This window comes from Bacillus sp. JS (genome assembly GCF_000259365.1).
In the GTDB taxonomy this organism is placed as follows: Bacteria; Bacillota; Bacilli; order Bacillales; family Bacillaceae; genus Bacillus; species Bacillus stercoris.
Genome location: NC_017743.1, coordinates 1,588,167 through 1,606,701, shown reverse-complemented (window position 1 = coordinate 1,606,701; position 18,535 = coordinate 1,588,167). Strand labels below are relative to the sequence as shown.

Sequence of the window (18,535 nt, the reverse complement as noted above, 5' to 3'; positions counted from 1 at the left end):
TCTCTTAAATTATGAGTTTTTTTACTCAAAATGCCATCTATGTATAAAAGTAAAGCCGCCTGATTAAACAAGAGGTCAAGGCGGCATTTACTAGTTGTCATCGTTTATTTTGAAGCGATAAAACAAGCAGCATATCTATTTTTTAGAAAAGAGTTAAGACAACCATGGCAACGAAATAGATAGTCATGTAGTTAAGTGAGTATACGAACATCTGCGTTGCCCACTTCATAATATTCTTGGAGCGGAATCCCATTAAGCCAAGAATCAGCCAGCCGATATTTAACAGCAAACCGAGGATGACAATTGGAAGCCCTAGGCTACCAAGGAAAAACGGAAGCGGCATCAGGCACGCAACCCACACAATAATTTGTCTTTTTGTCACTTCAAATCCGTATACGACAGGAAGCATCGGAATATTTGCAGCTCTGTAATCCTCAGTTTTCTTAATAGCCAATGCTAAGAAGTGAGGAATCTGCCAAATAAATAAAATCATGAATAACACCCATGCTACGACACCGATATTCCCTTCCACTGCCGTCCATCCAATAAGCGGCGGCACTGCACCTGAAACGCTTCCTACTACAGTGTTAATCGTATAGCGGCGTTTCGTCCACATTGTGTACAATACAACATACGTAAAGACTCCGATAAAACCAATGACAGCAGCCATGACAGTTGTCATCAGCAGCATAATCAATCCTAAAGCAACCAGCAAAATTCCTGACCATAACGCCTGACTCGGCTGAATTTTACCCGTAACCGTAGGTCTTACTTTCGTGCGCTCCATAAGATGGTCAATATCCCGGTCATACCAGTTATTGATCGCGCAAGAACCCGCAATAATCAGAGATGAACCGATTAATGTAAGAAGAACGGTGTTTATATTGCCTAAAAAACTTAAACCTGAAATATGTAGTGCAAGCCACATTCCAGTGAAAGTCGTGATGAGGTTAGAATTGACGATCCCTATTTTAATAAGGGACAGAAAATCTTTCCATGCCGTTGTTTCTTCAATTTGTCCGTCTATAGCTGTATCATTTAAGATTCTGGAGTTAGCCATAACGTAAACCTCCCTTACAAACCTAACGCAGGAGAATAAAAAAACCTGCAACTCTATCATACAAGATAACATCTTGTAAAAAAACATCCTATTAAATATTAAACGACAAACAGGAATTTATTTGTGAACTTTTTATGAATTTTACCAAAGATGCAGGCAATCGCCAAATTGGCATTGCGTTTACCTTATTTCTATCAGACCCGGCACGAATAATCAAGTGTACATTTTCCAGAAGCCGTCATTCTATTATATTTTTGTGAACAAAAGCCTCTGGGAATTGCCACAAAACACATATTCGCTTACACTTGGAACGTATATAAAATTGCAGCAGTATGTTGAGAAGGTGAATATTGTATGAATAAAGCATTAAAAGCTCTCGGTGTCTTGACGACATTTGTCATGCTTATTGTTTTAATCGGGGGTGCTCTCGTTACAAAAACAGGTTCCGGCCAAGGATGCGGCAGACAGTGGCCGCTGTGTCACGGCCGTTTTTTCCCTGAACTGAATCCGGCCTCAATTATTGAATGGAGCCACAGATTTGCAAGCGGGATCTCTATTATCCTTGTGTTAAGCCTTGCGTTTTGGTCATGGAGAAAAATCACGCCGATTTTCCGTGAAACAACGTTTCTCGCGATCATGTCTATTATCTTTTTATTTCTACAGGCATTGCTTGGCGCATTGGCTGTCGTATTCGGTTCGAACGCGTTGATAATGGCGCTTCACTTCGGCATCTCATTAATTTCTTTTGCTTCAGTGCTTATTTTGACATTACTCATATTTGAAGCTGATAAATCAGTCAGAAAACTGGTTAAGCCGCTTCAAATCGGCAAAAAGATGCAATTTCACATGATAGGAATTTTAATATATTCCTATATCGTTGTGTATACAGGCGCATATGTAAGACACACCGAATCAAGTCTGGCATGTCCTGATGTGCCGCTGTGCAGCCCGTTGAACAATGGACTTCCGACCCAATTTCATGAATGGGTGCAAATGGGCCACAGAGCAGCAGCCTTACTATTATTTGTATGGATTATTGTTGCCGCTGTTCATGCTATCACTTCCTATAAAGATCAAAAACAGATTTTTTGGGGATGGATCTCGTGTCTTATTTTCATCACATTACAAGCACTGTCAGGTATTATGATCGTATACACTGAACTGGCACTGGGCTTTGCACTTGCCCACTCGTTCTTTATTGCCTGTCTGTTTGGCGTTTTATGCTACTTCTTATTATTGATTGCTCGCTTCCGTTACGATTCCAGACAGTCATAAAGACTCTAGACCAAAGCCTTAAGCGGCTTTGGTCTTTTTTTATGTCTTGTTTTGTCGCTTTATTGTTTCAATGGCCAGTCTTTGTATTAGTATCACTTCATGAAAATAAGCCCTTTTGACCATGGATAATCAGATAGAGCCTATAGTAATAAAGTATCTAAAAGATCGCCGGTATAAAAGCCTGTTTGATTTTGAAAAGGAATTGGCTTGTGACAGCACTACTGTATAATCTTTGAAGGCCGCTTACATCTCTTCTAAACAGTTTCACTCCGCATTTCCCATAAAAAACAAGAGTGTATATCAAATGATATACACTCTTTGTTTTTTATGCTTTTTCAATTTCGAGGAGCAGATCTCCCGTTTGAATCGGCTCGCCATTTTTCACATGAACCTGCTTGACTGTTCCTGAGAAAGGGGCTTGAACCGTTGTTTCCATTTTCATCGCTTCATTAATCATCAAATGATCACCTTTATTGACTTTTGTACCTGCTTCAGTCAATACCTTAATAACGGTTCCAGGCATGGAAGCTGCAATGTGGCTTGGATTTGTCCGGTCTGCTTTCAGCCTTTCCTGAACGGAAGACTTAATGCTTTCATCTTTAATGACTACTTCACGCGGCTGCCCGTTCAGTTCGAAATAAACGACGCGAGTGGCGTCAGGCTGAGGCTCACCGATTGAAATCAGCTTAACGATCAGCGTTTTGCCGCGCTCAATTTCAACTTCTATCTCTTCACCTAATGTCATGCCGTAGAAGAATGTCGGTGTATCTAATACCGAGATGTCTCCGTAGCTTTCTGTCGTTTTCACATAATCAGTGAAAACTTTAGGATAAAGGGCATACGCCACAGCGTCCTGATCTGAAATTTCCAAGTTATGCTGCTCTTTAAATTCCTGTTTGATCGCTTCAAATGACACCGGCTCAAGCAGTTCGCCCGGTCTGACTGTAATCGGCTCCTGCCCTTTTAAGATCAGCTTTTGCAGTTTTTCCGGGAATCCGCCATGAGGCTGCCCGATATTCCCTTTGAAAAGCTCCACAACAGAATCAGGGAAATCTAATGATTCGCCTTTTTCGTAAACGTCTTTTTCAGTCAGGTTGTTTTGCACCATATAGAGTGCCATATCTCCGACTACTTTTGAAGAAGGCGTTACCTTGACGATGTCACCGAACATATCGTTCACGCGTCTGTACATTTCCTTGACTTCATTCCAGCGGTCGCCAAGACCTACTCCCTTGGCCTGCTGCTGCAGGTTGCTGTATTGGCCCCCTGGCATCTCGTGCTCATAAATTTCAGTATGCGGAGACTTCATTCCGCTTTCAAATTCACTATAATATTTACGCACTGACTCCCAATATTGGGACAGCAATTCAACGTTTTGAACATTCATTTCCGGACGGCGGTTGTTGCCTTCCATCGCATGATAAAATCCGCTCGCGCTAGGCTGTGACGTTAATCCCGCCATTGAGCTGACCGCCACATCTATGATATCAACACCGGCTTCCACAGCTTTTGCATACATATAAATACCGTTTCCGCTCGTATCATGTGTATGAAGGTGAACCGGAATGTCGATCGTTTCTTTCAACGCTGAAACGAGTTCATATGCAGCCTGCGGTTTTAACAGCCCTGCCATATCTTTAATCCCGAGAATATGGGCACCGGCCGCCTCAAGCTCCTTCGCCATCGATGTATAATAAGCAAGATCGTACTTCGTCCGGTTCTTGTCAAGGATATCTCCCGTATAACAAATCGCCGCTTCTGCCACTTTGCCTGTATCCCGAACGGCATCAATGGCTAACGTCATTCCTTTTACCCAGTTTAAGCTGTCGAAAATACGGAACACATCAATGCCCGATTGAGCTGATTGCTTCACAAATTGTTTAATCACATTGTCCGGATAATTCGTATAGCCGACCGCATTTGATGAGCGAAGCAGCATCTGAAATAAGGTATTCGGCACTTCTTCACGAAGGTCTTCCAAACGTTTCCACGGATCCTCTTTCAGGAATCGGTAGGCTACATCGAAGGTCGCGCCTCCCCACATTTCCATACTGAACAGTTCAGGCCATAATGCAGCCGTTGGATTTGCGATTTTTTTCAAATCATGCGATCTGATTCTAGTTGCCAATAACGATTGGTGGGCATCCCTGAATGTCGTATCAGTTAAAAGGACAGATTTCTGCTCCTTAACCCAATTTGCAAGCCCTTCTGCACCTTTTTCATCGAGAATTTGCTTTGTTCCTCTGGCGGGCTGCTGATCAGCGTCTATCTTTACGGTTAACGGCTTGTCAAACGCCGGTTTTTCTTTTTTTCCGATTCCAGGGAAGCCGTTCACTGTCACATTGCCGATGTAAGTGAGCATCTTCGTTCCGCGGTCTTTTTGTTTAGGGAAAATAAATAATTCAGGCGTTGTATCAATGAAAGACGTATCATATTGCCCTGTCAGGAACTTCTCATGTTTTGCAACGTTCTCAAGGAACGGAATGTTCGTTTTTATGCCTCTGATTCTAAACTCCTGAAGGTTTCGTACCATTTTGGCAGCCGCCTGTTCAAACGTTAAAGCCCAAGTTGAAAGCTTAACGAGCAGTGAATCATAGTATGGTGTGATCACGGCGCCTTGGAAGCTGTTTCCGGTATCAAGACGGACACCAAAACCGCCGCCTGAACGGTAAGCCATAATTTTTCCTGTATCAGGCATAAAATCATTTTGCGGATCCTCAGTCGTAACTCGTGACTGAATGGCATAGCCGATTGTAAAAATGTCTTTTTGCTCAGGAATATTTACTTTTTTGCTGTGAAGACTGTGCCCTTGGGCAACAAGGATCTGTGTTTGAACAATATCGACACCCGTAATCATTTCTGTTATCGTGTGTTCAACTTGCACGCGAGGATTTACTTCAATAAAGTAGAACTCGTTGTTTGCAACAAGGAATTCGACCGTCCCCGCATTTATATAGTTTACATTTTTCGCAAGCGCAACAGCCGCCTCACAAATTTGATCCCTTAATTCAGGTGACAGCGACACACTTGGCGCCACTTCAATGACCTTTTGGTGGCGTCGTTGAACGGAACAATCCCTTTCAAAAAGATGGACGACATTGCCCTGCTTGTCTCCAATCACCTGAACTTCAATATGTTTCGGATTTTCAATTAATTTTTCTACATAAACTTCATCATTGCCAAAGGCTGCTTTCGCCTCTGATTTTGCACGTTCATATGCTTCTTTGACTTCACTTTCAGCTCTGACAATCCTCATACCGCGGCCGCCGCCGCCAAGCGAAGCTTTAATGATAATCGGATAACCGTTAGCTTGTCCAAATTGTTCAACAGCTTCAAGCGTTTCTGCAGGACCGTCGCTTCCGGGAATCACGGGGATTCCGGCTTTTTCTGCCTGCTCACGCGCTTTTACCTTGTCACCAAACATATCGAGATGCTCGGATTTCGGACCAATGAATACGATGCCTTCTTCTTCACATCGTCTCGCAAAATGAATATTTTCAGATAAGAAACCGTATCCCGGATGAATTGCATCGACTTTGTTTCTTTTCGCAATATCAATGATCCCTTCAATATCCAGGTAAGCATCAATCGGTTTTTTCCCTTCACCGACTAAGTATGCTTCATCCGCTTTGTACCGATGGTAGGAACCGGAATCTTCTTTTGAATAGACCGCAACTGTACGAATATTCAACTCGGTACACGCCCGGAATATTCGGATTGCAATTTCTCCCCTGTTTGCTACTAATACTTTTTGTATCGATTGCTGAGACAAACTTTTTTCCCCCTTACCCGAATGGAATATAATCTATCATAGCGGAATATCCTTCCCCTGTACACACTTGTTTTTTACTGATAAACAGTTTTTTTAAGCTGTTTCTTTTTCAGTCCCTTCGTCGCCAAGGGTTCTCTCTTTTTCTTATTCTCTGAATATTTTACAAACATGCTGATATTCGCTAATATCCCCATACTCCCCAGCAGCAGCACCAAAGAAGAGCCCCCGTAACTGATAAATGGCAGGGTAACCCCTGTAATCGGAATTAATCCGCTGACACCGCCAAGGTTAATAAACGACTGGATGGCAATCATGCTTGAAATGCCGATCGCTAGAAGACTTCCAAACGGGTCCTCGCATTTTCTGGCAATATAAAAACCTTTTATGACGACAAAACCCAATAAGAAAATCACAAACAATACCCCAAAAATGCCGAGCTCTTCAGCAATGACAGCCATAATAAAGTCAGTGTGTGATTCAGGCAGATATCCGTATTTTTGGATACTTTCACCGAGCCCCAGACCGAAAATGCCGCCTGAGCCGATCGCATAATAAGAATTGATCACTTGCAAACCTGATGAATTTGCATACTTAAATGGGTCTTCAAGACTCTCAAAACGCGCTAAACGGCCTTCAGTTAAAATTTTATCCTGATTCAAATAGATAATCGGGCTGACTAAAATCAAAACAATTCCGCCCAGTATGACAAGCCTCATCAGTGTCTTTCCGCTGAAGCCGGAGCACAAGATCATGCACGTCGCAATTAACCCGATAATCATGGCTGTACCGAAATCTGGCTGCATGGCAATTAACCCGCAAATCACAAGCGTCATGACTACCGGAGGGGCTACTCCCGTTAACAGATGGTCGATATAACTTTGTTTTTTTGCATATACGGCTGCAAGATATAAAATCACGACCAGTTTCACAAATTCCCCCGGCTGAATACTCATTCCGCCGATTTTAAACCAGCTCTGCGCGTTTCCGGCAACATGCCCGAAAACAAACAGTGAGATAAGCGCAAGAACAGATACAAGCAGTATCCCCTTCTGAAACTTTTGATGGGCCAGTGCTTTATAAGGAAACAACGCCATGAGAATAAATAGAGCGCCACCCGCAATTAAAGCAAACAGCTGCCGCATGAAGAAAAAATTACTGCTTACTCCATACCGGGAGACAGCCGTAATCATGCTTGAGCTGTATACCATCACTAAACCGAATCCGCACAGTAAAACAATTGCGAATATCAGTGAGTAATCATAAGATTTTAGCATTTTTTTTAACATAACATCCTCTTCCCTGCTTCTAACTTCCATTAACTATGGTTTTTATGTATTTATCTTTTTTATTTTACTACAATTTATCAAACGAGACGAAGAATCTCTATACGATTCGGAAGGAATGTGTAAAAAAAGACCGTCTTTAAGAGAGAAAAATAGCGGTTATAAAAAAACCCAAACTGTTAATAAGTTTGAGTTTTATCATTTATTTACTTGTAAACGCGTCATGCAATGCAGACAATTCACGTTCCAATGTGTATAAAAGGTCTTTACCGTCTTTTTCATCAACCAATCCCAGGCGGACAGCAAAATCGATTTCCCTCGAAAGCCCGAACATTTGAGTATCTAAGACCTCTTCATATAGAGGACATTGAGGCATCGTTAAGTTATCCATTTGTACTCGGATCAGCTTCAAAATCTTCTCAGCGTCAACTTTTAAGAGTTCAAAAGCTTTTTGCCGATGGTCAACTATCATCTCTGAAGCCAAAAGTATCCCTCCGTTCCCCAGGCGAGTACCTAATTCTTCTATTTATCATAAAGGGTATCAGCAGAAAATGCAAGAGGATTTAAGCAGATGACATAAATTAAAAAATACTCAGTCTGTACATCTCAGACATGATTTCCAATAGCTTTACACCTGCAATGCTGTTGCCTTTTTCGTCCAATGCCGGACCGAAAATACCGATCCCGAAATCATAAGGTGAAATGCCCATAATCCCGCCGGATACGCCGCTTTTCGCAGGGATTCCGACCTTAATTGCGAATTCCCCGCTTGCATTGTACATTCCGCACGTCACCATAAATGTTTTGCAAATTCTTGCGACATCTTTTGAGATGACCTGCTCCCCAGTCTCAGGATTTCTGCCGTTCAATGCAAATACAGATCCGATTTTCGCTAAATCCAAGCTGCTCATCTCAATCGCGCATTGCTTCGTGTATAAATCCATTACTGCTTCTACATCATCCTCAAAAATGCCGTACTGCTTCATATAATAACACATTGCCCGATTAATCATTGAAGTGCTGTATTCGGATTCAGCCACTTCCCGGCAGTATGTAATCTCTTGGTTGTTTGTCAGCCTTCTAATAAAAGAAAGCAAATAATCAAGTCTCTCTTTCACCGTTCTTCCTCTAATCAGACTTGTCACTACCAATGCCCCGGCATTAATCATAGGGTTTAACGGCTTGCTTGGATTTACTGTTTCCAGCTTGATAATTGAATTAAACGGATCACCGGTCGGCTCCTGTCCAACATAACTGAAGACCTTATCTTTGCCGTATTCCATTAACACCAAAGCAAGTGCAAGGACTTTCGATATACTTTGAAGCGTAAATGTTTTTTCTACGTCACCTGCTGACAGGCAAACATTATTGGAATAATAAATCGCCACTGACAGATCGTGTTTATCAGCTTTTGCCAAGGCAGGAATATAACTGGCTACCTCCCCCTTATCCGTTACTTTTTTCGCCTTTTTCACTAAGGCTTCAAGCTCATCATTATGCCGGCATACCATGCAAACACCCTCGTTCCCTCAGCATTTCAATACACATAATTTGTACACAAAGTGACAATTCATGCGAAAACTTTTATAATTTTGAGAGAAGGGGGTCATATTATGAGCGTTATCCAAGTAAAAGGCAATGTTACATATCCGATTACCATTGATCCAAGCGTCTGGATTTTTGATGATCGCAAATTTTCGTTTGACCGCAAAGGGGACAGTCAAGACACATTACAATCTACCGGGGATGAATCCGAGCTTGATTCAGAGCGCGTCATCAGAGAGGGCCGGATTGCGCCGCCGACTTTAAAGACCGAAAAACAATACGAGAAGCAAAAACTGATGAACGGCAGTTTTGCAATGAGACTTGGGACTGTGCTGAAAAATGCCGAGCCGAACAGCTCTGCGACACAATGTGTATTTGTCACAAGTTCAGGAAAGGCCGCCGTTTCTCTGGAAACCGCTTTGAACAGTATTGTCCATTTCAGTGAGGCAGGCAAGCCGATTCAAGAAGGCGGCCCCGTGCATATTTACTTTGAAGATCCGGTTCATCATAAACAGCCGATTACCGATTTAAAAGAAATCGAAATCATTTAATGTTACAGCAAGTCAGCGGCAAGCTGGGCGAGACCTGATCTCTCACCTTTTAACAGCTTCACGCTGCCTGAGATGGGTTGTCCTTTAAACCGCTCGACCACATAGGCCAAACCATTGTTCAGACTGTCTAAATATGGGTGATCAATTTGTTCAGGATCGCCCATTAAGACTATTTTACTGCCCTCACCGACCCTCGTTAGCAATGTTTTTACCTCATGCCTGGTCAAATTTTGTGCTTCATCAATGATAATAAATTGATCTGGAATGCTTCTCCCTCTGATATAAGTCAGCGCCTCTACCTGAATTGAGCCAATTCCCGCCAAAATAGCCTCAAGCTCCCCTGGTTTTTTCGCATTGAACAGAAACTCCAAGTTGTCAAAAATCGGCTGCATCCAAGGCTTTAGCTTTTCCTCTTTTTCGCCTGGCAAATACCCGATGTCTTTGCCAACAGGAACAATTGGCCTTGCGACGACCAGCTTTTTATATATTCCCAAGTCTTCTGTCTGTAATAGCCCTGCCGCCAAGGCTAAGAGCGTCTTTCCGGTCCCTGCTTTTCCGATCAGGGTAACAAGCGGAATATCTTCCCGCAGCAAAAGCTCTAACGCCATTGTCTGCTGTACATTTTTCGGCCTGATCCCCCATATATGTTCATCATCAAATACGAGTCTTTTTAATACCGTTCCGGTTTTATCTGCAATCCCGACAGCCGAGGAGGACCCTCCCAGCTCATCCTTCATTAAAGCAAATTGATTCGGATAAAACGCATGCTGTTTCACATCGTTTACTGAAATTTGGTTTTTCCCGTAAAAAGAGCTGAACAGCTGCTGGCTGATGTATATATCTTTATAGCCGCTGTACATTTCATCATTGTCCACAACCCTGTCATTTAAGAAATCTTCGGCAAGAAGTCCAATTGCGTCCGCTTTAACCCTAACAAGTACATCCTTGCTGACGAGGATAACCGGCCTGCCATTTTCCTTTGTTTCTTCCTCTAGACTTAGGTTTTTCGCCACAGCTAATATGCGATTATCGTTTGTCTTTTCAATAAAGATCTCTTGCAGCTGGTGAAACGAACGATGATTCAGTTCAATTCTCAGTGTGCCGCCAGTGTCAAGCGGCACATGCTCATGCAGCCTGCCTTTTTGCCTTAGCGCATCGATCAGCTTAGATACATGCCTTGCATTCCTCCCAACTTCGTCCATATACCGTTTTTTTGAATCAACCTCTTCTAATACGACAGCAGGGATGACAACCTCGTTTTCTTCAAAAGAAAATATCGCGTTAGGATCCTGTAATAACACATTCGTATCTAACACATAAATTTTACTCAAGTCTCAGCCTCCTGATATAAGGGTCAAAGTTCTTCCTGCTTCTCTTTTGATGAAAAAGGTGAATGCCTGCTAAAATATATGTTTTTGTGCATAAAGATAGAAGGTTAATTCAACAATAAAATTAATGAAAGCATTTCAAGGAGGGACCCGCAAGTGCGAATTCTTTTCATTATCATACAGCTGACGCTTATCCTGTCCGCTTGTGCCTATCAACAAGGTAAACAGGACCAGAATGTTGAAAAGGAATCAACAAGACAGCAGGAGACTAAACCGATTCATGTAAAGGACACAACTCAGGAAACAAAAGACAATGGAACTAGAGCGGATATAGCCAAGCATCTGGTCAGCGTTGCTGATAGAAACCCCGACGTCAAGGATGCAACAGCTGTTGTGCTGGGAGGTTATGCTGTTGTTGGGATTGATGTCGATGACACTTTGGACAGAAGCAAAGTGGAAACCATCAAATACTCTGTAGCACAGGCTCTAAAAAATGATCGATATGGCGCCAACGCAGTTGTTATTGCAGATCCCGATACGGTCAGCCGCCTGCGTGAAATGAGCAGAGAAATCAGTGAGGGCCATCCGGTAACAGGCATACTGGATGAATTAGCTGCGATTGTCGGCAGAGTGCTTCCCGAAGTGCCTAACGATGTGATTGACAATGAAGACGAGCCGCAAACAAAGCAGCAAAATGATCAATTAAATAGAAAACAGCAGCAGGAAATGGAGAAGGAACAAAACGATCAATCAGATCATCATATGAAAAAGAACAACAATGATTAAGCTATAGCCTTGCGCTTTAGCTTTTTCTTATTTTGGACAGCTTCTGATCCGTGCTATAATACATGTTAGTGAAAGAGGTGATATGATGAGGGTCAAATGTTCTATTTGCGATAAAATTGAAACAATTGATGATGATACCCTGATCGCGAAACGGCTTCGAAACCGCCCAATCCATACATATATGTGCCAGGAATGCCACGATCGGATTGCCAAAAAAACAGAAGAACGGCTGAAAACGGGAAAATTTACGTTTCACCCGGGACAGCAGAAAAAAGAAAAAGTCAAAAAATAAAGCGGCCGCTTAACATACAGAACAAAAAAAGACTCAGCTTTCAGCTGAGTCTTTTATGATTTTGCAGACTGTCCCTTTTTCGACTGATACAGCCGAATTTTGTAAATGATTAAAATCAGCGCAGCGACGACCAATCCTTCTGCCACGGGCAAAAACACTCCTAAAAAAGTCAAAACAGTGCAGCCTAAAGCAAGAAATACATACACCACCGCTGATTTTAACACAGGAAGCCGTTTAGCAAATCCAAGCTTAAATACAATAACGGCCAACACAAAAATCGTGCCGTACAGCAGCCACATGCCTGCCGCAGGCTGCCGGTCTACTTGATATAGAGCGGCGAAGAACGACAGGCGTTCGCTTACGTCATTCAAAAAGATTCCCTCCCCTGTAAACGTACGGGTTCTATCTTTTCAAATTCTGCACGAGCTTAAGACAATCCTGCTGTTTTTTTCTTTTTAGCCGCTTTTTCACGTTCATTCTTATTGAGGATTTTCTTTCTTAAACGGATGGATTCAGGTGTTACTTCACAATATTCATCTTCGTTTAAGTACTCTAGAGACTCCTCAAGAGACATGATGCGCGCTTTTTTAATTGTAGTTGTCTGATCCTTTGTCGCAGAGCGAACGTTTGTTTGTTGTTTCATTTTGCTGACGTTAACAACAAGGTCATTGTCACGATTATGCTCTCCAACGATCATTCCTTCGTATACTTCAGTTCCCGGCTCAACGAAGATAACACCGCGGTCTTCAATTCCTTGAATACCATAAGATGTCGCTTTTCCGTTTTCCATTGACACAAGCACACCTTGACGGCGTCCGCCGACTTGGCCCGCCTGCATCGGCTGGTAGCTGTCAAACGTATGGTTCAGAATACCGAATCCGCGTGTTAATGATAGGAACTCAGTAGAGTAACCGATCAATCCGCGGGAAGGAACTGTAAAGATAAGACGGACTTGGCCGTTTCCATTGTTGATCATATCCACCATTTCGCCTTTGCGTGCTCCCATTGATTCCATGACAGAGCCAGTATGTTCTTCAGGCACATCAATTTGCACACGCTCAACAGGCTCACAGCGTACGCCGTCAATTTCTTTGATGATAACTTCAGGTTTTGACACTTGAAGCTCATAGCCCTCACGGCGCATATTTTCGATTAAAATTGACAAGTGCAGCTCACCGCGTCCGGAGACAACCCAAGCATCAGGTGAAGCTGTCGGCTCTACACGCAAGCTCACATCCGTCTGAAGCTGTGATTGAAGACGCTCTTCGATTTTACGAGCCGTTACATATTTGCCTTCACGGCCTGCAAACGGACTGTTATTCACGACAAATGTCATTTGAAGTGTCGGCTCATCAATGCGAAGCACCGGAAGCGGATCTTGATGGTCTACAGGGCATACCGTTTCACCAACGTTGATATCTTCCATCCCGGATACCGCAACGAGGTCTCCCGCTTTTGCTTCTTCAATTTCCACACGCTTTAAGCCTTGGAAACCAAAAATCTTTGTTACACGGAATGACTTAGCCGTTCCGTCAAGCTTCATAAGAGAAACCTGCTGTCCGACTTTCATCGTGCCGCGAAATACGCGTCCGATTCCGATACGGCCTACATAGTCGTTGTAGTCAAGAAGGGCAACTTGGAATTGAAGCGGCTCCTCTGCATTATCAACAGGTGCCGGAACATGCTTAATAATTGTTTCATATAAAGCTTCCATGTTTTCATCCTGTTGTTTCGGATCAAGACTCGCTGTTCCATTAATCGCGGAAGCATATACTACTGGGAACTCGAGCTGCTCTTCATTGGCATCAAGCTCAATGAACAGATCAAGAACTTCATCGATTACTTCCTCAGGACGGGCAAAGTCACGGTCAATTTTGTTTACAACAACAACCGGGTTCAGGTTTTGCTCAAGAGCTTTTTTCAGAACGAACCGAGTTTGAGGCATACAGCCTTCATATGCGTCAACGACAAGCACTACGCCGTCAACCATTTTCATAATCCGTTCTACTTCTCCCCCAAAGTCTGCGTGTCCAGGGGTGTCCAAAATATTGATACGTGTATCTTTATAGTTAATCGCAGTATTTTTCGCCAAAATTGTAATGCCGCGTTCGCGTTCAAGATCATTAGAGTCCATTGCGCGTTCAGCAACCTGTTCGTTGGCACGGAATGTTCCAGCCTGATGTAAAAGCTGATCGACTAAAGTCGTTTTCCCATGGTCAACGTGGGCAATAATCGCGATGTTGCGAAGATCATTTCGAAGTTTCACTTTTTCATCTCCTAAAAAAATTAGATAACTTTCATATTATACCACACATCCTCTTTAAAAGCGTCACGTTTTTCAGTAAACTTAATATAAGACGTAAAAGGGGATGGAAAATATGAAAAAAACGAATTGGCTTTTACTATTATTTGCATTTGCAGCGGTTTTCAGCATTATGCTGATCGGCGTCTTTATCGCTGAAAAAAGCGTTATTGGCATTATCGCCAGCATTGTACTTGTTTGCGCCGTTATGGGCGGCGGATTTACATTGAAAAAGAAAATGCGCGAACAGGGTTTGCTTGATTAAAAGCATTGCCCCGCCGGCGACATTGTAATCAAAAAACACCGCAAAGAAAGCGGTGTTTTTCATTTCTTTAAGCCTTATCTCCCCTGTTTCTTAGTTAGGAAGATGCAAATCATCCTTCATACATAGACAATCGTTCTAACGATCACACACGCAGCCTTCAAAAAGTAGTTCGACAACGATACACATAAAATACCATAGCGCCTATTTCTCTACCGGTAATCACTCCCTATAATGGAATTTGTAGCACAATTCATAAAAGGGAGAGAAGAAACATGAAGAACACATTTGTAAAAAAAGCGATGCTAACGACTGCCGCAATGACCTCAGCTGCTCTATTAACGTTCGGCCCTGATGCAGCCAGCGCAAAAACACCGGCTGATCACACTGATGTTTATGTTCAGCATCAGACAGTCACAAACGAAGATATCAATGCATTTATTGATATTCTAAACCAGTGTATATACGAACAAGACGGTGTATATTATTTCGACAGCGAAAAAGCTGTCGAGTTAGGAATGACAAAAGAAGAGGCTCAAGTCATCGCAAAATTGTGGGAATCGACATCAGAATTTTTCAGCATTGTTTCACAATGTGTGTATCTCGAGGATGGAGATTATAAATTCGATACAGAAAAAGCAGTTGAACTTGGCTTCACAGAAAAAGAAGCACTTGCACTTGAACAATTTTTCTCCGCTGTTTCCTTAAAGATTCACATTCTTCAAGCAGCCATTGTGCTGCAAGATGATGTATACAGCTATGATAAAGATGCAGCGGTACAAGCAGGCGCAACGCCAATGCAAGCTGACGTTTATGAAAAACTCTTCAGTGCCCTGTCACAAGAACAGCTTGCCGCTATCTACGATATGATTCATCCCCAGGCTTAATCTAAAAAAGCGCTTGTCAGACGGACAAGCGCTTTGCTTTATATCAGCAGTTTGATGATCAGCATCACGGCAAACGTTACTCCAAACCAGCAGGCAGCTTTTATGATCAGTAAACCATAGTACCTCTGTTTAAAACGCATTTCTTCTTCCGGCAGAAAAGCCTCCTCAACAGCCTGCTCACTTTCCAATTCAAATGGCTCAGCCATCGTGTCATACATGTCTTTGCAGTTGCTGCATATTTTTAAATGCTCTTCTATGATGTGTTCCGTTTCTCTTTTACAATCACCCTCAAGATACAGAGGAAGCAGGTCTCTTACTAGAAAGCACGTCATATCCGCTCCTCCTCTTTCCTTTTCGTCATGTTTTTCTTCAGCTCTAATCTAGCCCGGTGCAATGTGGTTTTCACCTTAGAAAGACTCCATCCTAATATCTCAGCGATTTCTTCATAAGTAAGCTCTTGGAATTCTCTTAAAATCAAAACGGATTGATGCTGATCTTTTAACTTCAGGAGCTCCTGCCGCAGCGTTTCGCTTTTTACCGTCCGTGACAGATACTGTTCAGGCTGCTCATAAGTTGTTTGCGTTAACCCTTCATTTTTGCTGATATCAGTAAATTGGTATTTGACATCCCTGCGGTACCAATTGATAAAGGTGTGATGGGCAATGGTGTAGAGCCATGTTCTGATGGAAGAATGCCCCCTAAACGAGGCCAGGCCGTTAAGAGCTTTCACAAACGTGTCTTGCGCTAAGTCCTTGGCTGTTTCAAGGTGATGAGTCCTTCTGAATAAATAATTTAAAATTTCTTGATAATACTGCCGATACAAGTCCTCAATGGAATTCCTATGCTTCATTAAAAGTAAAACCACACCGTCATCCAAATGGCCAATAAAATGAAACAGATATACATGGAAGACAGGTATACTTTCATATATCTCATTTGGCTTTCTTCCTCAGCACCAGGGCTTCTCTTTAAACAAGTTTTACTCTTTAAGTCTTCCGCATTCTTTTCAAATAGGGACTCATGCTGTTTCATCCATTCCATTGATTCATTCTCTAACTCTCCTTCTTTATACAGGTCGTATAAGTCTAAAAAAACGGACTCTTTTTCTTTATGATTCATAAAGACTTTTCACCTCTTGTGTTTCTCCATCCACTACATAGGCATCATGGCGATTTGAACCAAACGGCTGAATAATGATCAGCCATGCATAATGCCGTTCATCCCCTCTTTGAACGATAATCGGACGCATACGCTTTTTGTAAATGACACCCTGATATAGAGAAGCTACTTTTTCGTAAGCCAATGTTCCATTACGATACGTAAAGGGGAATGCCTGATCAGGTGTTTCGCTGTATGCATAAACGTTTAGCTGACCTTGATCTTCAAAAAACTCATATGCTTTAGAAGAATCAGTATACATTACCAAGTCACTCTTCCTGCTTTTTTTCTTCATTTCTGATACATCAGCATCAAAGACCGTTAATACCTGCTGCTGCAGCCGGCTGTTAGTCAGTGAAATTTCCTTTTTCATTGGAATTGAGAGACTGTGTAAACTACCGTGTTCTCCATCAAATTCCAATATAATTCCATCTTTTGTTTCAACACGCACCATGCTTCCGAGCAGGCTGTCGCTTTCAATACCAGTGATCTGATAAGGCTGCTTTGATATGTTCAGCGCTGTAAACATTTGTTCCACTTTGTCGTGAATGTCTTGTTCTGTTATATGAACATGCAACAGAGAGTCAAGCTGATAAATCGAAGGATCTTCACTAAAACCCATTAAGGTTTCCTTTTCCCAATAAAATACCGCGCCATCATCAGCATGATCTTTTTTATGAAGTCGGTTTTTCAGGTATATACGTACGACTGTCTGGCCGTCCTCATTAGATACCTTTGTTTCGATATGATCCTCATGTAACACACGTCCGTGTCGCTCAAGGAAAGCGATAGACTTCCGCTTGTACTCCTGATTCGTTAGCTTTTTCCCATGCGCTTTTTCCAAGTATTCATAATTGCGAATCAGCTGCGATACTTCATCTACCTCAGCTTTATAACTCTTGCTTTCAAATGAGTAGAAATAATGCACATCCATGTTCGTATCGTGCAAATAAAGTGTTTCATCCGTAGGAAAAAATGACTTTAGTATCTGTTCCGCTTTTTCTGATGAAATGTGCTCCCCGACAAAATTGAATGAATCATGGACATTTATCGGTTTTGATACAGCGAAAGCAGCCGTTGCTATGTTATATATCGGATTTAAGAGGAGGACAAAAAACACCATGACAGCCATCGGCAGCCACTTATTCACACGCACATAAACCTTTCCTGACTTTTGGAACAGATGATAGCTCATCAAAAATCCCGCCATTGTCAAATAAATCGTATATGGCATTACTGCACCATAATCTTTTGAGATTTGATTGGGATATGGCGCAAGCAGCAAGACAAGCAGTCCGATAATCAACGTATAAAATAAACCTAGTAAGATCTTATTCGTTCTCCAATACAGCTTGAAAAACACTACATTCAACACAATGGGAAGAGTGATGATGAAAAACAGAAACATGAATACGATCGGCTCCATCCCATCCGGGTATTCCTTCCAATACGAAAAGAAACTAAAAATCATTTGTACGATTGGCAAACTGACAACGGCCAGGTCGAACGTATAAAACTTACCCTTTCCGCCATGATCACGAGGCATCAGCATATAGTGAAAAGCCGTCAGCAGCACATATCCGTATAACAAAAAATGCAGCAGCGGCAGCAGTTCATTTCCGTCCTCTCTTAAGTACACGCTCGTGAAGTTTGTTGATTCCACCTGGTGAATAAGTTCAACAGACACCCCTGCCAGCAGCACAATCCGCAATATAACACCCGCCAAGAACATTGTGCGCTGCCGGTTTATTTTGGGATGATGCACCAAAAGATATAAGCCCGCCAGAACAACAATTGACCATTGAATCAGCAGCGTGCTTTGTCTGCTTAATATAAAATAACGTTCGAAATGCAATACATAATGACTGAATAACTCCAACACGAACAACAATCCTTTACTTCTTATTAAGGCCTCATTCGGTTAGACAGCGGACTTTTCAAAAAGTTTCAAGATGAAACAAAAATATCTCATCTTCCCCTTGATATGTAAAAAACATAACTCTTAAATGAACCATCACATGACACTTGACTCAT

General features: G+C 42.3%; 18 protein-coding genes. 6 read left to right on the top strand and 12 right to left on the bottom strand.

The window, feature by feature from the left end; translation table 11 throughout:
• Window positions 1–142: 142 nt before the first annotated feature.
• Window positions 143–1,060, bottom strand: a complete 918-nt coding sequence (cyoE, locus tag MY9_RS08205; protein ID WP_003232250.1) for a heme o synthase — start codon at window positions 1,058–1,060, stop codon at window positions 143–145.
• Window positions 1,061–1,414: 354 nt separating this feature from the next.
• On the opposite strand from cyoE, the gene ctaA reads away from it, so the two are divergent.
• Complete coding sequence (gene ctaA / locus MY9_RS08200; RefSeq protein WP_014663857.1) at window positions 1,415–2,335, top strand: heme A synthase CtaA; 921 nt, start codon at window positions 1,415–1,417, stop codon at window positions 2,333–2,335.
• A 325-nt stretch (window positions 2,336–2,660) separates the two neighbouring features.
• Here ctaA and pyc read toward each other — a convergent pair whose 3' ends face one another.
• The 4 genes from pyc to glsA all read right to left on the bottom strand — a co-directional run bounded on the left by pyc (window position 2,661) and on the right by glsA (window position 8,901).
• On the bottom strand, window positions 2,661–6,107 hold the full coding sequence (pyc, locus tag MY9_RS08195) for a pyruvate carboxylase (protein ID WP_014663855.1): 3,447 nt from the start codon (window positions 6,105–6,107) through the stop codon (window positions 2,661–2,663).
• Window positions 6,108–6,181: 74 nt separating this feature from the next.
• On the bottom strand, window positions 6,182–7,393 hold the full coding sequence (gene ftsW, locus MY9_RS08190) for a cell division protein FtsW (protein WP_014663854.1): 1,212 nt from the start codon (window positions 7,391–7,393) through the stop codon (window positions 6,182–6,184).
• A 199-nt stretch (window positions 7,394–7,592) separates the two neighbouring features.
• Window positions 7,593–7,874, bottom strand: a complete 282-nt coding sequence (locus MY9_RS08185; RefSeq protein ID WP_014663853.1) for a YlaN family protein — start codon at window positions 7,872–7,874, stop codon at window positions 7,593–7,595.
• A 97-nt stretch (window positions 7,875–7,971) separates the two neighbouring features.
• Window positions 7,972–8,901, bottom strand: a complete 930-nt coding sequence (gene glsA / locus MY9_RS08180) for a glutaminase A (protein WP_014663852.1) — start codon at window positions 8,899–8,901, stop codon at window positions 7,972–7,974.
• A gap of 102 nt (window positions 8,902–9,003) precedes the next feature.
• Here glsA and MY9_RS08175 point away from each other — a divergent pair, with 102 nt between their 5' ends.
• On the top strand, window positions 9,004–9,486 hold the full coding sequence (locus tag MY9_RS08175) for a hypothetical protein (RefSeq protein WP_014663851.1): 483 nt from the start codon (window positions 9,004–9,006) through the stop codon (window positions 9,484–9,486).
• Between the two features lie 2 nt (window positions 9,487–9,488).
• On the opposite strand, the gene MY9_RS08170 is transcribed toward MY9_RS08175, so the two are convergent.
• Window positions 9,489–10,817 (bottom strand): PhoH family protein, encoded by a 1,329-nt coding sequence (locus MY9_RS08170; RefSeq protein ID WP_014663850.1) that lies wholly within the window; start codon window positions 10,815–10,817, stop codon window positions 9,489–9,491.
• A 153-nt stretch (window positions 10,818–10,970) separates the two neighbouring features.
• On the opposite strand from MY9_RS08170, the gene MY9_RS08165 reads away from it, so the two are divergent.
• Window positions 10,971–11,600 (top strand): YhcN/YlaJ family sporulation lipoprotein, encoded by a 630-nt coding sequence (locus MY9_RS08165; RefSeq protein ID WP_014663849.1) that lies wholly within the window; start codon window positions 10,971–10,973, stop codon window positions 11,598–11,600.
• A gap of 82 nt (window positions 11,601–11,682) precedes the next feature.
• Window positions 11,683–11,892, top strand: a complete 210-nt coding sequence (locus tag MY9_RS08160) for a YlaI family protein (RefSeq protein WP_003232271.1) — start codon at window positions 11,683–11,685, stop codon at window positions 11,890–11,892.
• 53 nt (window positions 11,893–11,945) lie between these two features.
• Here MY9_RS08160 and MY9_RS08155 read toward each other — a convergent pair whose 3' ends face one another.
• Window positions 11,946–12,263, bottom strand: coding sequence for a YlaH-like family protein (locus tag MY9_RS08155; protein ID WP_003232274.1), 318 nt, complete (start codon window positions 12,261–12,263; stop codon window positions 11,946–11,948).
• Between the two features lie 56 nt (window positions 12,264–12,319).
• On the bottom strand, window positions 12,320–14,158 hold the full coding sequence (gene typA, locus MY9_RS08150) for a translational GTPase TypA (RefSeq protein WP_003232278.1): 1,839 nt from the start codon (window positions 14,156–14,158) through the stop codon (window positions 12,320–12,322).
• Between the two features lie 112 nt (window positions 14,159–14,270).
• Here typA and MY9_RS08145 point away from each other — a divergent pair, with 112 nt between their 5' ends.
• Complete coding sequence (locus tag MY9_RS08145) at window positions 14,271–14,459, top strand: YlaF family protein (protein ID WP_014663848.1); 189 nt, start codon at window positions 14,271–14,273, stop codon at window positions 14,457–14,459.
• Between the two features lie 272 nt (window positions 14,460–14,731).
• Window positions 14,732–15,343, top strand: coding sequence for a hypothetical protein (locus tag MY9_RS08140; protein ID WP_014663847.1), 612 nt, complete (start codon window positions 14,732–14,734; stop codon window positions 15,341–15,343).
• Window positions 15,344–15,381: 38 nt separating this feature from the next.
• Here MY9_RS08140 and MY9_RS08135 read toward each other — a convergent pair whose 3' ends face one another.
• From MY9_RS08135 to MY9_RS08120, 4 genes are read right to left on the bottom strand one after another with little or no spacing between them, the layout of a single operon-like run.
• The gene (locus MY9_RS08135) at window positions 15,382–15,675 is read right to left on the bottom strand and encodes an anti-sigma factor family protein (RefSeq protein WP_014663846.1); all 294 of its coding nucleotides are present in this window, start codon (window positions 15,673–15,675) and stop codon (window positions 15,382–15,384) included.
• Window positions 15,672–16,193: an RNA polymerase sigma factor YlaC gene (ylaC, locus tag MY9_RS08130; RefSeq protein ID WP_041521505.1), complete on the bottom strand. Its 522-nt coding sequence runs from the start codon at window positions 16,191–16,193 to the stop codon at window positions 15,672–15,674. The genes MY9_RS08135 and ylaC overlap by 4 nt, the downstream gene beginning before the upstream one ends.
• Window positions 16,193–16,462 (bottom strand): hypothetical protein, encoded by a 270-nt coding sequence (locus tag MY9_RS08125; protein ID WP_014663844.1) that lies wholly within the window; start codon window positions 16,460–16,462, stop codon window positions 16,193–16,195. Before MY9_RS08125 ends, ylaC begins: the two co-directional genes overlap by 1 nt.
• On the bottom strand, window positions 16,452–18,392 hold the full coding sequence (locus MY9_RS08120) for a hypothetical protein (RefSeq protein ID WP_081483616.1): 1,941 nt from the start codon (window positions 18,390–18,392) through the stop codon (window positions 16,452–16,454). Before MY9_RS08120 ends, MY9_RS08125 begins: the two co-directional genes overlap by 11 nt.
• Window positions 18,393–18,535: the final 143 nt, after the last annotated feature.